A 14,012-nucleotide genomic window follows, 5' to 3' on the forward strand; every position below is an offset into this window, starting at 1 on the left:
GGTGGCTGAAGGGTTTTTTGTCCCTCTTGATCGCTCTCTTCCAACTCCGGCCCAAGCCGGTCGCCGCTTAGAGCGCGGATTGTTCACGGTCGACTATATATTTTCGGATGAACCGCTGAACGGCCCTGCAGATTTTCTGAACCAATGCACTATCGATACGTTGTCAGCTCTAATTGCTGACCTTCTTCAGGGTCGTTAGATTCTGACGCCGGCGAATGCAAAGCGTCGTTGTAGATACGAATATAGTCGTTGGCGACGTTGGATATGCTGTAGCGTTCTCCGAGTTTTTTCGCACTTTTTGCGCATTTCTTGCGCAGCGTATCGGACAGCATGTCTTCCATCGCCGCTTCCAGCAACTGGATGAAGTGATCGGTATCGCGCACTGGATCTATGATGAGGCCGCATGGAGGATGTCCATGCGGAGCAACCATGTGTTCTATCTCTCCCACCCGTGTGGATATGATCGGAGTGCCGACCTGCATGGCTTGGATTATGCACAGAGGAAACGACTCCCCCCCGAAGCGGCTAGGGACGAGCGCCACATCGCTGATCCGGTAGAGTCCGGAAATTCTCGATTGGTAGCCGAGGAAGGTGATGCCTGGCTCCGAGCCGTAGGTACGCTCGTGATGGGTGACTTGCTCGCCATCGCCACACAGTAGCAGGTGTAGTTGCCGCCCGGGATGACGGTCACGAAGTTTGATGAAGGCTGAAATCGATGCCCTCCAGCCTTTGCGCAGAATTCCCCGCGCGACGAGGGTAAATACGACGGCATCGTCGGATATTCCAAGTTCTTTGCGGGTTTGTGGAAAAGGCATGTCGTCATGAGGCATGCCGTTGCCGAGCTTGGTCAGCTTCGCTTCAGGAATTGATGCAGCTCGGAGCGGCTCCAGGTTACGATCCGCCGTGTAGACCCAATGCGTCACGCCCTTGGTGATGCGTTTCAAAAAATCGACGCTCAGATCCGCACTTTCATATGATCCATGCAGGCTCACAATGTAGGGAATATTCGCCGTGAGTTTCATATGCTCGAAGAAGAAGATCTCGAGGAGGGCCATATGTGAGTGGATCAGCGAAACTCCGGCCTCTGCCACGAAGCGATCCACGCCGGTATCCACCACCTGATCGGCATCATAGACTGCGATCGCGGGATTGAGTGACTCTATCATGTGCTGATTGATGTGACTCATGTCCAGTGCGATCATGGAAACAAGATGGCCCTGGGCGTGCAGTTCATTCGCGAGGTTGATCGGGAATGCCTCCCCGCCACCGGTATGAAAGCCTAGAAAAGCCAGCATGATGTGTGAGCGCTGGCGCTTGACTTCGAGGAGCGCGCGCCCATCGACATACAGGTTCAATGGGCCAAGCTTTCGCTCAAGATCGAAGTGTTTGTACTGAAACGCCACCTTCGACATGAAGCGCTCTACGGTTTCGTCAGGCACATCCCACGTCTTACGGAGCAGCGTCATCAGTCGATGATGCTCTATATAGTATGGTGCGCTCATAAATGCGCTGACCGAGGTGTTTTGCCCGTGCTGGCGAAAATAGGCTACCGAGGCAGGTTCATAAGCGATGTTTCCGCCGCCGGCCAGATGGCAATACAAGAACCAGTCGCCGACCACTGAGAATGACTCTGCCTCCGCCCAGACTGCTGCTGGCAGGATCTGGCGACGCCAAAGGCATCCGCCGACATTGGCTATCAAATTGTTGACGCCGAACCCGCGGGCAAACCATTCAGATGCCGGCCTGACCATCGACTCATTCCAGATCCCGGCCTCGGCACCTTCGCGATACTGATCAAGACCGACCCTTGGCCTTCCATTTTGATCGGAGAACTGGATGCGGCCGAAGGCCAAGTTGACGCTGCGGTCACGAAAGTGTGGAATCAAATGCTCGATGAAATCGGGCTCGCAGAAGTCGTCGCTTTCGCAGATCCAAACGAGGTCGCCCTCGCTTTGTTCAACACCCTTGCGCCACTGGCGGAAGACATTGCCAGAATTCTGCAGGTTGAAAAGTGAGCGCACTCGGCCTGGGTAGAGGTCGCAGTATCGCTGAATGATTTCACGGCTTTTGTCGTGTGAGCAGTCGTCAAGGATGAGGATGTCGATGTTTTCGTAAGTCTGGGAGAGGATGGACTCCAGCCGCTGCTCTAGAAAACGAGCATGGTTGTAGTTGGGAACGATGGCTGTGACTTTGGGCCGAACGTCTCTTCGCTCCAGGCGCCGCTTGTAAGACAGGGCCGTCCGCTTTTCCCCCTGGCCATGCAGGACGTAATGGATGAACGGATTGATCCCCGCCCGCGCTATGTCGGGATAACGCTGGAGGTAATATGATACTGAGAAGTCTGCTGAAGGGTCGCGATACTCTTTCCAGCCATAGGCGAGAAAATGCGAGAATGCATCCACGCCGGACATCGCAATATCGGGGTTGTTCCGAAGGTAGAACTCCTGATCGAACGCACTCTGAATGCGGGAAACCGACTCGGGGTCAAGCGTTTCCGCCAGTTCGGAAAAGCTGGTGGGGCTGGAAAGCTTGCCCTCGCTAATCAACCTTGGCAGTTGCCTGACGCCCCTGGCGACTGTCGCTGAAGTCAGCCGTCTTTCTCGGATCAGACGAAGCACACTGGTCGCTACTACCCGGAACTCAGTTGCTTTCTTTCTGATCGAGCGTATTGGACGAGTGATACGCCAGGACGTGCTGCCGTAGATGGCTTGGAGCATATCACGAGCTTGTTGTTCGTCGGACCGTGCGGTGTCACGCGCCTGAGACAACGCCCTGATCTGATCGTGGAGCTCGATGTTCTCCCTTGTAATCTGTGAGTTTACCTTTTCGTTGTCAGCGGCTAGCCGCTGGAGAAGTTCGCGCTCCTGGTCGATCCGCGTTTCAAGTTCGCTCACCGTGACCTTAAATTTCTCACGTTCGGTGGCCTTAAGTTCTTCAAGTTCGGCCACCTCGCTGCAGCGTTCTTGGAGTTCCTTCAAAAGCCCCGCTTCGCGTGTCACCATTGCTGCGGACTGGACCTCAGCATATGCCAAGAGTTTGGTGAGTTCGGTTCCTCGCAGATCCGATTGGCGGTATGATGCCTCGAGCGCAGCAAGGCGGGCGTCCTTGAGTTCGATTTCTTTGGCTAAAGCTTCCATCTCGCCTTGGCGTTTTGCCACCAGCCGTACCAAATGCTCATGGTTGAGTGTCTCGCGCTGCTGGCGTACCGCCATCTCCTCGAAAAGTGCATCGGCGAACACCGGGGTGCCGGAATCCAGCGCTGCTTTGATGCGATCGAGTATGGCAAGCGTTGAGCTGGCCGATTCCTGATGCAGTAGGGCAAGGAGTGACTGATAAGTATCCCGGACCGCGCCCCCGACAAGAGATCCGGGGATGACATCTGCGGGTGAAGCAGCATGATGCTGCAGATTGCGGCGCAAATGCCGATCGATCAACTCTGAAGCCTGGCCGCCAATTGGCCAATCGATGCCAAGGGCGGTTGCGATCTCGCTGGCCGCCAGCGACCAATCATCCATCAGCTGCTCGTAGCTGACGAAGACCCGATCCTTGCCGCGCGTGGAAATTTCGGCATCCAACACGTGGCGCAGCCAAACGAGCGCTCCATAGTCCGTGCCGATCTGGTCGCGACGCTTGAGAGAGGCCAGCACCGACAGGGGATTGCGATGAATGAGCACAAACCGGGTGGCCACACCCATCTCGGCTAGGATCGATTCATAAAGCGGCGCGAACCGACAGATTCGCGGATCCTTGATAACGAATAGAGACGCATCTCCGAACTCAGCCGCAATCGCCTCTCTGATAGCACTTTTGTATTGTGCAAGCTTCGCCGCGCCCAGAGCCGCAGGATCGAAGGCGCGCCAGTCGTCCCAGCGGCTCGACAACTCCGTCAGCATGCTGTCATTGATTTGCACGAGGCGCGCAGGCTCCCAGAAACCTGCCTCATTGGTCGGATCAGCGTCGACCAGGTGGTGAGGGAGCGCCGCTCCCAATAGACTCAATACTCGCGTGATTGCGCTCGTCCCCGAGCGGTGCATGCCCAAGACGAGAATGCAAGTACGTCTCGGCAGGTCAACGGGGGTCATAAAACTTCTCCGCATCATCAGACATAGCGGCAACGGTGTCGTTCCCCGCGGCACCGGCGCATCGTCCATTCGGTACGTTCTGTGGCCCCGACCGAGCATCCGTTCGTTGCTGCCCAGAACACAGAGATCTTGTAGAAGGATTCTGTGCTTCGGCCAAGGCGGATATGGCAACTCCCCGCACGAACCTGGCGAAAATTGGACGTAATATGGAATATCGGCGCCAAGGTTGCTATTATCAACGCCGCTAATATATATGGCTTTATGTTTTCTGTCTCAAAGAAGGTAAGTCATGGCCTTCAGGGTCCGCAGAGAGACCAATTTCATCCTTAGTAAAGGGTATTCCGGGAGAGGATTGGAGGCCTCTAAATCTTAGCCACTTTTTCAGCACGCTTGACCGGCTCCGTCGTGAGCGATTCTATCCGGCCGGCCTTGAGCGTCATTTTTTTCGTGCATACGCTTTGGATAAGGGCCTCGCTGTGGCTTGCCAGCACGATGATGCCTGCCTTTTCCGCCAGTTCGTCCATGCGCCGTTTGGCCTTGTCCTGGAATGAAGTGTCGCCGGCGCCGATCCACTCATCCATGAGCAAAATCTCCGGCTCGAGCGCGGTTGCCGCTGAAAAGGCCAGCCGCGCAGCCATGCCTTGACTGTAAGCCTTGAACGGCAAGTCGATGAAATCCCCGAGCTCGCTGAAGGCAATGATATCCTCCATCTTCTCTTCGATCTCGGCTTCCGTCCATCCACTGATCAGCCCACGCAACACGATGTTCCGGCGCCCCGTGGCCTCACGGCGGAAGCCTATGTTGATGTTGAAAAGAGCATCGACTTTGCCCTTTATCGCGACACTTCCCCCGGATGGTTCGTAGATTCCGTAAAGTACCTTGAGGAGGGTGGTCTTGCCGGCTCCGTTCGGGCCGACCAGGCCCAGCCGGTCGCCGGCCTTCAATTCGAAACTGACGCCGTCGAGAGCCTGCACGAACTGCTTTTTGCCCGAGCCTTCGATTCTGCCGCCTGGCCCACCCACGCGCCGGTCCGGCGCGGAAAGTGTCAGCTTCTCGTGCAGCTTGTAAACAAGGCTAACGTTGTCCAGTCTGATAGAAACCATTGAAAACTCAGATGATGAAGATGACTTGCTTGCGATACCGGCCGAGCAGCAGCAATGCGATCGCCCATGTAGCCAAAGATATAGTGATGGTCACGATGAAAGCATGAACTGGCAGTTCTCCATCCATAATGGGCAAACGGACGATTTCCAGAAAATAAGTGAATGGATTCCAGTGATAGGCGTATTCTTGGACGCCGCCTTGACCGTTGTACACCCAGAAAACCGGCGTGAAGAACATGCCGACTCGCAGTAAATTGCCAACAATGAACTGGCTGTCGGGAAAGAAAGCCCCGAGAAACGCAAATACGGTAATCATTGCGGGCGTAACCAGCAGTATAAGGAGCAATCCTGCGCCTGACCACAGCCACGAGGAAGTCACCGCAGGTCCACTCAAGAGCAGAATGACAACGCAACCTGCGATCGCATAGCCCGCCCTGATGGCGGATTGCAATGCCAGTCGCATCACATACACAAACAAAGGCAGCGTCGTGCCTTCGATGAAGCTCTCTTCGCGCTGAAAGAGCGACACGCTCATGGACATGACTTCCATCAGGTAGAACCATACCAGAAGGCCGATCGCGACATGGGTGGCATAACCCGCGGCATCCTTGCCGACGGGTTGGAACACGAAAACGAATGTGCCCACGAAGGCGACATAATTGACCAGCATCCAAAGCGGGCCGAGCGTTGTGCGTCGGTGCTGGTCGCCGATGTCCTCATGGGCAAGCGCGATCCAGACCCGGTGTAATCTTATGGCCTTTGAGATGTCGTCAAAAGCGCCGTTTAGTGCCGTAATCATAGCTGGGAGTATCGCAATCTGTTGTTCTGGCGCATCGTCCTTCGCTGGCCATAGCGAACCACCAAGCCCATCTCTAAATAGCCATTTCGACGGGCATATGGCAACGCATTGCGTCGTAACGAGGTCGGCAGCAGAGTCAACTGCGGCAAAACTGGACACATGCCGATGTGTAGCTTTTTGTTAGCAACAACTAATGCGTACTTGGCAGCAATCACCCGCAAACGAGGCGTTGCGCTTCCCCATTGATCGCCCACTCGGCCAAAAAAACATCTAGCTATGCCTTCCCGCCCGCAGTATGCGATACAGGACGGCGGGGACTGGGGATGGCACTTTGAGAAAGATGAGCGGCCTCGAAGTATTTCGTGTTCGCATTTCGCTGGGTGTTCATACCCGTGATTCTGGAGTCTAGTACCATCCCATGAATTCTTACCTCGAAGCAGTATTCGGGCTCAGACCACAGATGCGGCGCGCCTTCATCATGATCCAGGACGTGGTCATGGTCCTGGTCGCCGTGGCGCTCAGTCTCGTGCTTTCGCGGTCGAATCTTTCGTTCGAAGCGCTCTCCAACGAGGGCTTGGCAACCTGGGCAGGCATTGTTCTCATCAGCCATCTGCTATTCCGGTATTGTGGCCTCTACACGACCGTCTGGCGCTTTGCCTCGACGCCGGACTTTTTCAATATCCTGAAGAGTTGCGCGATTTTGACGGTCGCTCTGTATGCCACTTCGCTGGTGGTTCGCACTTTCCAGCCTGTGCAGGGGCTAAACGAGCGTCAGTTCATCGTCTTCTTCCTCGTCTCCTTCACGATCATATCGGCGCCTCGCCTGTTCTACCGCTTCCTGCGTGATGGCGCGAGCTGGGGCATTCTGAGCCTCAAGACCGACAAGACGCAGACCAAGCGCGCATTGTTCGTCGGCCGCCTCGGTGAGGCCGACCTGATCATTCGCTTCACGCGCACGGCGCAGCCGGCGGACTACTCCATAGTCGGCATTATGGCGACCGAGCGCGGCGTGCCTTTGGGCACACGGATACAGGGTGTTCCCGTGGTGGCGACCCTGCCGCGTTTGATTGACGTCCTGGAAGACTACGCGACCGGCACAAAAAGCCTGGACCTGCTGATTTTCGGCAGCGGCGCCGAGCACGAGATCGAGGAGTATTCGGAACTCGTCCGCGTCGCCCGGCACGGCGACATAAATGTGGTGCAGTTCTCCGGTCTTTCGGAGCTGGAACGGCACGGGAAGCTGGTTCTCGACACCGTCGAGATGGAAACGATCCTGCGCCGTCCGACAGTCGCGTCCGATATCGAGCGCATCAGCGCCTTTGTTGGCGGCAAACGTGTTCTGGTGACGGGCGGTGCCGGCTCGATCGGCCGAACACTGGTCAAACGGTCGCTGGAACTGGGAGCGGAGGCGGTGCTGGTCGCCGACAACTCCGAGTTCGGCATCTTCCAGTTGAGCCAGTATATTGACGAGAAGGACCACGACCGTCTCAAGGTTCGCATCGTCGATGTCGCGGACCGACGCCAGATAACGCGTGTCGTTACGGAATTCCGGCCGGATATCATTTTTCACGCCGCGGCGCTCAAACACGTTCCGTTGCTCGAGGAAAACTGGGATTCGGCCATCCAGACCAATATTTTCGGAACGCTCGTCTGTGCCGAAGTCGCCGCCAAATGCGGGGTTGCGCAATTTGTCCTGATATCGAGCGACAAGGCGGTGGATCCCTCATCGGTGCTCGGCATGACAAAGCGGGCCGCTGAACAGATCGTCAGCGCCTTGCATGGGGCGCCAGCGGGCGAGCCGGGCGGGCGTCGCTCCGCCACCAAATTCATAGCTGTGCGGTTCGGTAATGTCTTTGGCAGCAATGGTTCGGTAGCGACCATATTCCAGGCGCAGATCGAGGCCGGAGGGCCTGTCACCATCACCGACCGGCGCATGACACGCTATTTCATGACCGTGGCGGAAGCCGTCGATCTCGTCATCATGTCGGCCGCCGATGCCGCGTCGCGGCAGAGTGGGGATGACTATGCCGTCTATATGCTCGACATGGGCAAGCCGGTGCCGATTCTTGAAGTGGCCGAAACGATGATCCGCATGTCTGGAAAGAGCCCATACAAGGACATCGCAATCCGGTTCACCGGCATCAGGCCGGGCGAAAAACTCCACGAAACGCTGCATGGCGAAGATGAGGAACTCGTCGAGCTCGGCATTTCGAAGATTTTTGGCCTCAGCACGGACGTCGTGGAATGGTCGGATGTCCAGGTCGCGCTCACGGCGCTGCAGCAGTCGGCGAAAAACCAGGACAAGGCTGCCGCGCTCGCCGTGCTGGCACGCCTTGACCGCGCCAAGAAGGCCAGGGGGAGCATCCATCAGGACGCCATCCCGAAAACGGTCGGCCAGGCGAGCTAGGCCGTTCTTTTCCGACGCGACCATGATTCGGGGGATCTGAAAATCTCGCGCATATGCAAGGTGTTTGACGTTCGTGGATAAAGCAGATCTGCGCATCGCAGTCCTGATGGGCACGAAAGATGGCGTCTCCTTCATCGATGAGCAGCTGCAGTCGCTGCTCGCGCAGTCGCATCCTCTGATCGACCTGTGGATATCCGACGACGGCTCCACCGATGGCACGATTGCCATCATCGAGGCATGGCAATCCCGCTGGCCAAAGGGGCGAATGACCCTTGTGGAGGGGCCGCGGCAAGGATTCGCGGCCAATTTCCGGTCGATGATCCTTGATCGACGCATCGATGCGGACGGCTATGCCTTCTGCGACCAGGACGATATCTGGGAGCCCGACAGGCTGGAGAGCGCCATCCGCTGGATGCAGGCTTATGACGCAAAAACCCCGCTGATGTTTTGCTCGCGAACCGCGACCATGACGGAAGCGGGAAGCCTTGTCGGCCATTCGCCGCTGTTTGCCAGGCCGCCATCCTTTCGCAACGCGCTCGTGCAAAGTATCGCCGGCGGCAACACCATCCTGCTCAATGCCGCGGCGCGCGACCTGTTGGCCAGGGCCTCTGCTCGGACCGGGTTCGTCAGCCACGACTGGTGGGCTTATCTCATCGTGACCGCCGCCGGCGGCATCGTCCGCTACGATCCACGGCCGCTGGTGCGCTATCGGCAGCACGCGGCAAACCTGGTTGGCGCCAACGTGTCGTGGAGAGCGCGGGTTTCCCGGCTTGGCCGCCTCTTCAAGGGCGAGTTCGCCGACTGGACCGATCTCAATCTTGACGGACTCGCCGTCAATCGCGATCTCCTGACCGAAGACGCGGCGGCGTGCTTTGACCTGTTCACCAACGGTCGGCAGGGCGGTCTTTTCCGCCGCTTGGCTGGTTTGCGCAAAAGCGGTGTCTATCGACAGACCCTTCCCGGGACCCTGGGACTCTATCTCGCTTTCATCCTCGGGCGCATCTGAGCATCGAACGGCTGCGTGGCGCGCTTGGTCAAGAGATGAGCTCATGCTACGTCGACCGGATTGATTGGCTTGGCCTGCGGCGTTGCCTCGGGATTTTGGCAGGGAGCAGGATCAGCCGTTCATGAAGGCAACCAAGCAAATCTTCGATCTTGCCGGTGCGGCTTTGCTGCTGGTGGTCACGTCCCCCGTATTGGTGCTTGCCGTCCTTGCCGTTCGGGCATCGTCGCCCGGTCCGGCTATTTTTTCGCAGACGCGGGTTGGCCGCGACGGCAGGCTTTTTCGCTGCCACAAGTTGCGCACCATGTATGTCGGGACGCCGTCATTGCCCTCGCATGAGGCGCCCGCGAATTCCGTGACATCGGTCGGAAAGGTCCTGCGGAAGTTCAAGCTCGATGAGCTGCCGCAGTTCTGGAACGTTCTGAAAGGCGAGATGAGCCTGGTCGGGCCGCGCCCCTGCTTGCCGACCCAAACGGAATTGATCGAGTGTCGCAGGCGGCTGGGAGTTTTGGCGGCGCTTCCCGGCATAACCGGCCTGGCTCAGATCAGGGGCATCGACATGTCGAACCCTGAGCTTCTGGCTGAAACGGATGCCGCCTATCTGAGGACCGCGTCGTTCCGGCTCGACATTCGAATCCTGTTCGGAACGCTCTATCGAGGGTGAACAGGTCATGATCCCAAAAGTGAGATAAGAAGCTACGACTTACCGAGCCGCGCCATCTCGGCCAGCCGCTCCAGCGGATCGGTTTCCGGCGCCCATCCCTGCGATATTAAGAGGGCGGGATCGCATATCTGTGTCGCTGTCATGCTGTCCCAAAATGCCCGCTTGCCCAGCAAGCCCGCGACCGGTCGCATCAGGCCGGCCGGTACCGTCATCAGCCGCGTCGGCCGTCCAAAACCCCTGCGAAAGGCGGCAATGATGGCCTCGACGGCGACCGGTGGCATATCGGCGCCGACATAGATTGGGCGGAGCGCTCCGGAATGCCTCAGCAGGTGCGACACCGCCCGCACTACGGCCTCGGCGGACATCAGCGAGCGGACTCCCGCCAGAGCACCCGTCGGCAGCGGCAGCGCCGTATCGGCAAGGCGCATCAGCGTCGCCAGGTTTCCCTTCATGCCGCTTCCGTAGATCGGGGGCAGGCGCAACACGGCGGCGTCGGAGCGGCCATGCGACGCATAGGCGTCCAAAACCTTGACCTCGCTTTCGCGCTTCGAGCGCCCATAGACGCATTGCGGGTCAGGAAACGTGTTCTCGTCGATCGTTGCGCTGACGCGAGCGCCGATCACGGCCCGGATCGAGGAGAGATGGATGAAGCGTCCGCTTGCCTGCGCCGCCGCGGCATGCGCCAGCCGCGCGCTCAATTCCACATTGGCCGCCCGGTAGTCGGCTTCGGTGGCATTGCCTTGATCGTTGTTGAGGCCGGCACAATGGACGACGTGGGTTACTTCCCTGGTGAGTGTCAGGAAGGCCGCGGCCGGCGCATCGAAATTGGGCATCGGCACCGCGCCATCCCCCGGCCCAAGCCGCTCCGGGTGGCGGGAGGCGAGGCGAAGCTCGGCGCCGGCTTGGCGAAGATGATGCACGACCAAGCGGCCGATGAAACCCGTCGCGCCGGTGACCAGGACCTTCATTGCCTTGCTCGCAACAACTCTTGGGTGGCCGGCGGAAGAACCTGCCCTTCCATCACTGGTGGAGGTGTATGCTTTTCCGTCAACGGAGCCTGACGGCCGGAGGCAAGATACGTTCCGCACACCATGAAGACCATCAGCACCGAGTCCAGAATGTCATGGCCGACGAGGATGCCGGACATCCCCGCCGTGAGATAAGTGACAATGACGATGACAATCAGTGTGGCGCCGAACCGCTCGACCGGATCGCTGCTGTTTCGCAAGACCCGGACAGCATTTCCAGCGGCAACGACAAAGATCGCCGCCAGCGTTGCGGCGCCCAGAATTCCTGCTTGCACCAAGGCGGTCAGGAAGCCGTTATGAAAATGGTTGAAACCTGTGCTCATTGCGAACTGATCATGAAAGCCCTGCTTGATCAAAAGCTGGGTCGCACCCACCCCGTGTCCGAACAGGGGCATGTCACGGAATGCTTTGAGGCCGATCTCCCAAAGCGCAACACGTATTCCCAACGAGCTGTCGTAATTGCCCTGCGCGCCCAGCGCATTCCAATCGGAGTGCAGAAAGTCGATGCGCCCGGATATCGACTGGAAGCCGAAAGCGGCGACTACGATGCCGACTGCCGCCAGCAGCAGAAGCACACGAACGGCATTCCTACCTCTGAGCCTCCGATGGTTGATAAGCAAAACAGCGATGCCGGCAATCAGCAGAGCCAGCCAGGCAATACGCGAACCGGAATAGATGATGGCTATCGTCCCGGCCAATGCGGCGTAGAAGAGGGGGTTACGGGCTCGCTCTATGCCTGACAAGGCGCCGGCCACGCAGACCACCACGGCAAGGCAGACGACGGTTGCGAAGACGATCGGATTGCCGGCCCCGCCCTCGGCCCTGACCCCAATCCAATATTGCTGGATGACGGCCATGAGCAGCGCGACAAAACAGGCGGCCATGCTGCTGAGCACGATGGTGCGGGCAAGCATGGTTTTCTGCGTGATGCTCCAGGTCGAATAAGAGACGGGGAAAAACAGGAAGGTGACGAGCGGGATAAGGTGTGGCGCATCGCGGACGAACGAATTGTTGACGACGGTGGCCAGGAGATTGGCCGCGCAGTAGGCGTAGATCGCTACCGTCAGCCAGATCATTGGCCGGTCTGCGTTGAAGCGCCTTTTCCCAGATGCAATCAGCACGACGGAAGCCAGGGCTCCGCCGTTGAAAACAAAACTGACCACCGATCCCAGAACCGGTGGAAAAAAGAAACAAAGGATGGAGAAGTAGATGTTCACCCGCGAGGGCGTGAATTGCTGTTTCAGGGATGAAAGCCTGCTCAATTTTTCCGGCTCGCTATTTTCGGGAAGTTCATGCGGCGGATCTTGTTTAGCGACGTAGAATGCGCTCGCCTCGAGACTGCCCATGCCCCATGATGCACTTGCCCGCTTCCCAAGGGCGGTATAGCGGCTGGGCTCCCTTTTCGATAGTATGTCGGGGCCCCAATTGCCACTGAAAATCGGCAGACGGCGCGGGTCGATCGGAGGAGGTTCCCGGAAGGAACCGTAGCCTGTCTATTCAAGCAATATTTTTCCTGCGTTTTCTCACCTGTCGAGCTTGCGAGCAGGAATTTCCGGCTTTTTCGGCATCCGTGGAAAATTCATTCCCGAACCATGTGCCGCAGGACCAGTCTTGCATTGTTCTAGACACCGGCGATCTGCTAAAACGCCGGCACGAGAGAGATTGTCCAGAAGCTGGCTTGAACCGGGCGCAAAAAGCTCGAATAGGTGACGTCTTCTGTCGGAATGTACGAAAGAACGCCCGCAGTCCATGACAACAGCGCTTACGCATCTTCAGCGACTTGAAGCCGAGTCCATCCACATATTCCGCGAGGTTGCGGCCGCCTTTTCCAAGCCGGTCATGCTTTATTCCGTCGGCAAGGATTCATCGGTGCTGATGCATCTGGCGATGAAGGCGTTTTATCCCGCCAAACCGCCGTTTCCCTTTCTTCACGTCGACACGACGTGGAAATTCCGCGAGATGATCGCCTTTCGCGATCAGATGGCGCAGAAACTCGGCTTCGATCTCCTGGTTCACGTCAACGAAGATGGCGTGCGTGACAACATCAATCCGTTCGACCATGGTTCGAACACCCACACCCATGTGATGAAGACTGTGGCGCTGCGCCAGGCGCTCGACAAATACCGTTTCGACGCGGCCTTTGGCGGCGCCCGTCGCGACGAAGAGAAATCCCGCGCCAAGGAGCGCATCTTCTCCTTCCGCAATGCCCAGCATGTGTGGGACCCGAAGAACCAACGCCCCGAGATGTGGAAGATATTCAACACCCGCATCGCAACAGGCGAATCGATCCGCGTCTTTCCGCTGTCGAATTGGACTGAACTCGATATCTGGCAGTACATCCTGCAGGAAAGCATCCCGATCGTGCCGCTCTATTTCGCCAAGGAACGGCCGGTGGTGGAACGCGACGGCATGTTGATCCTCAGGGATGACGAGCGCATGAAACTGCGCCCCGGCGAGACGGTGGAGAACCGGCTGGTGCGGTTCCGCACGCTGGGCTGCTATCCGCTGACCGGCGCCATAGAATCGGATGCCGACACGCTGGAAGCCATCGTCGGTGAAATGCTGACGGCGCGCACCTCCGAACGCCAGGGCCGGCTGATCGACCGCGACGAATCCGGCTCGATGGAAAAGAAGAAGCGCGAGGGATACTTTTGACCATGCGCCACATCATGGCAAAGAGCCTCGCCCCCACCGACGGCGTCCGCGACTATCTGGCGGCGCAAGAGAAGAAGTCGCTGTTGCGCTTCCTGACCTGCGGTTCCGTCGATGACGGCAAGTCGACGCTGATCGGGCGCCTGCTTTCCGACACCAAGCAGATTTTCGAGGACCAGCTCGCCGCGCTCGAACGCGATTCGCGCAAGCACGGCACGACCGGCGACGACATCGACTTCGCGCTGCTGGTCGATGGCCTTGAGGCCGAGCGCGA

The 14,012-nt window shown here is 58.2% G+C and carries 11 protein-coding genes; 6 read left to right on the forward strand and 5 right to left on the reverse strand.

The window, feature by feature from the left end; all coding sequences use genetic code 11:
* A partial coding sequence (locus tag NKI38_RS32310; RefSeq protein WP_352664771.1) for a hypothetical protein occupies positions 1–199 on the forward strand: 199 nt, incomplete at its 5' end.
* On the opposite strand, the gene NKI38_RS32315 is transcribed toward NKI38_RS32310, so the two are convergent.
* From NKI38_RS32315 to NKI38_RS32325, 3 genes are all read right to left on the reverse strand, one after another.
* A complete protein-coding gene (locus tag NKI38_RS32315; protein ID WP_352664773.1) occupies positions 150–4,082 on the reverse strand; it encodes a glycosyltransferase in 3,933 nt (1,310 codons plus the stop codon). The genes NKI38_RS32310 and NKI38_RS32315 overlap by 50 nt on opposite strands.
* A 362-nt stretch (positions 4,083–4,444) precedes the next feature.
* Positions 4,445–5,185: an ABC transporter ATP-binding protein gene (locus NKI38_RS32320; RefSeq protein ID WP_352664774.1), complete on the reverse strand. Its 741-nt coding sequence runs from the start codon at positions 5,183–5,185 to the stop codon at positions 4,445–4,447.
* A gap of 7 nt (positions 5,186–5,192) precedes the next feature.
* Positions 5,193–6,143, reverse strand: a complete 951-nt coding sequence (locus NKI38_RS32325) for an ABC transporter permease (RefSeq protein ID WP_352664776.1) — start codon at positions 6,141–6,143, stop codon at positions 5,193–5,195.
* A gap of 259 nt (positions 6,144–6,402) precedes the next feature.
* On the opposite strand from NKI38_RS32325, the gene NKI38_RS32330 reads away from it, so the two are divergent.
* From NKI38_RS32330 to NKI38_RS32340, 3 genes are all read left to right on the forward strand, one after another.
* Positions 6,403–8,391, forward strand: a complete 1,989-nt coding sequence (locus tag NKI38_RS32330) for an SDR family NAD(P)-dependent oxidoreductase (protein WP_352664778.1) — start codon at positions 6,403–6,405, stop codon at positions 8,389–8,391.
* A gap of 73 nt (positions 8,392–8,464) precedes the next feature.
* Positions 8,465–9,397, forward strand: a complete 933-nt coding sequence (locus NKI38_RS32335; protein ID WP_352664780.1) for a glycosyltransferase family 2 protein — start codon at positions 8,465–8,467, stop codon at positions 9,395–9,397.
* Between the two features lie 121 nt (positions 9,398–9,518).
* Positions 9,519–10,058 carry a sugar transferase gene (locus tag NKI38_RS32340; RefSeq protein ID WP_352664782.1) on the forward strand — a complete coding sequence of 180 codons (540 nt, stop codon included), beginning with the start codon at positions 9,519–9,521 and terminating at the stop codon, positions 10,056–10,058.
* A 32-nt stretch (positions 10,059–10,090) separates the two neighbouring features.
* Here the strand turns inward: NKI38_RS32340 and NKI38_RS32345 are convergent, their stop codons facing one another.
* Both NKI38_RS32345 and NKI38_RS32350 read right to left on the reverse strand, forming a co-directional pair.
* A complete protein-coding gene (locus NKI38_RS32345) occupies positions 10,091–11,026 on the reverse strand; it encodes an NAD-dependent epimerase/dehydratase family protein (RefSeq protein ID WP_352664784.1) in 936 nt (311 codons plus the stop codon).
* A complete protein-coding gene (locus NKI38_RS32350) occupies positions 11,023–12,348 on the reverse strand; it encodes an O-antigen ligase family protein (protein WP_352664787.1) in 1,326 nt (441 codons plus the stop codon). Before NKI38_RS32350 ends, NKI38_RS32345 begins: the two co-directional genes overlap by 4 nt.
* A gap of 487 nt (positions 12,349–12,835) precedes the next feature.
* On the opposite strand from NKI38_RS32350, the gene cysD reads away from it, so the two are divergent.
* Both cysD and NKI38_RS32360 read left to right on the forward strand, forming a co-directional pair.
* Positions 12,836–13,741 carry a sulfate adenylyltransferase subunit CysD gene (gene cysD, locus NKI38_RS32355; protein WP_352626691.1) on the forward strand — a complete coding sequence of 302 codons (906 nt, stop codon included), beginning with the start codon at positions 12,836–12,838 and terminating at the stop codon, positions 13,739–13,741.
* A gap of 2 nt (positions 13,742–13,743) precedes the next feature.
* Positions 13,744–14,012 (forward strand): GTP-binding protein (locus NKI38_RS32360; protein ID WP_337143688.1); only part of this gene is annotated, 269 nt, incomplete at its 3' end.

Origin of the sequence: Mesorhizobium sp. M0621 (genome assembly GCF_040320745.1) — a bacterium.
Classification (GTDB): domain Bacteria; phylum Pseudomonadota; class Alphaproteobacteria; order Rhizobiales; family Rhizobiaceae; genus Mesorhizobium.

What these genes read in the sequence shown, in the direction of transcription:
- NKI38_RS32315 (WP_352664773.1), bottom strand. Translation starts at nt 4,082, where the DNA reads ATGACCCCCGTTGACCTGCCGAGACGTACTTGCATTCTCGTCTTGGGC.
- NKI38_RS32320 (WP_352664774.1), bottom strand. Translation starts at nt 5,185, where the DNA reads ATGGTTTCTATCAGACTGGACAACGTTAGCCTTGTTTACAAGCTGCAC.
- NKI38_RS32340 (WP_352664782.1), top strand. Translation starts at nt 9,519, where the DNA reads ATGAAGGCAACCAAGCAAATCTTCGATCTTGCCGGTGCGGCTTTGCTG.
- NKI38_RS32330 (WP_352664778.1), top strand. Translation starts at nt 6,403, where the DNA reads ATGAATTCTTACCTCGAAGCAGTATTCGGGCTCAGACCACAGATGCGG.
- NKI38_RS32345 (WP_352664784.1), bottom strand. Translation starts at nt 11,026, where the DNA reads ATGAAGGTCCTGGTCACCGGCGCGACGGGTTTCATCGGCCGCTTGGTC.
- cysD (WP_352626691.1), top strand. Translation starts at nt 12,836, where the DNA reads ATGACAACAGCGCTTACGCATCTTCAGCGACTTGAAGCCGAGTCCATC.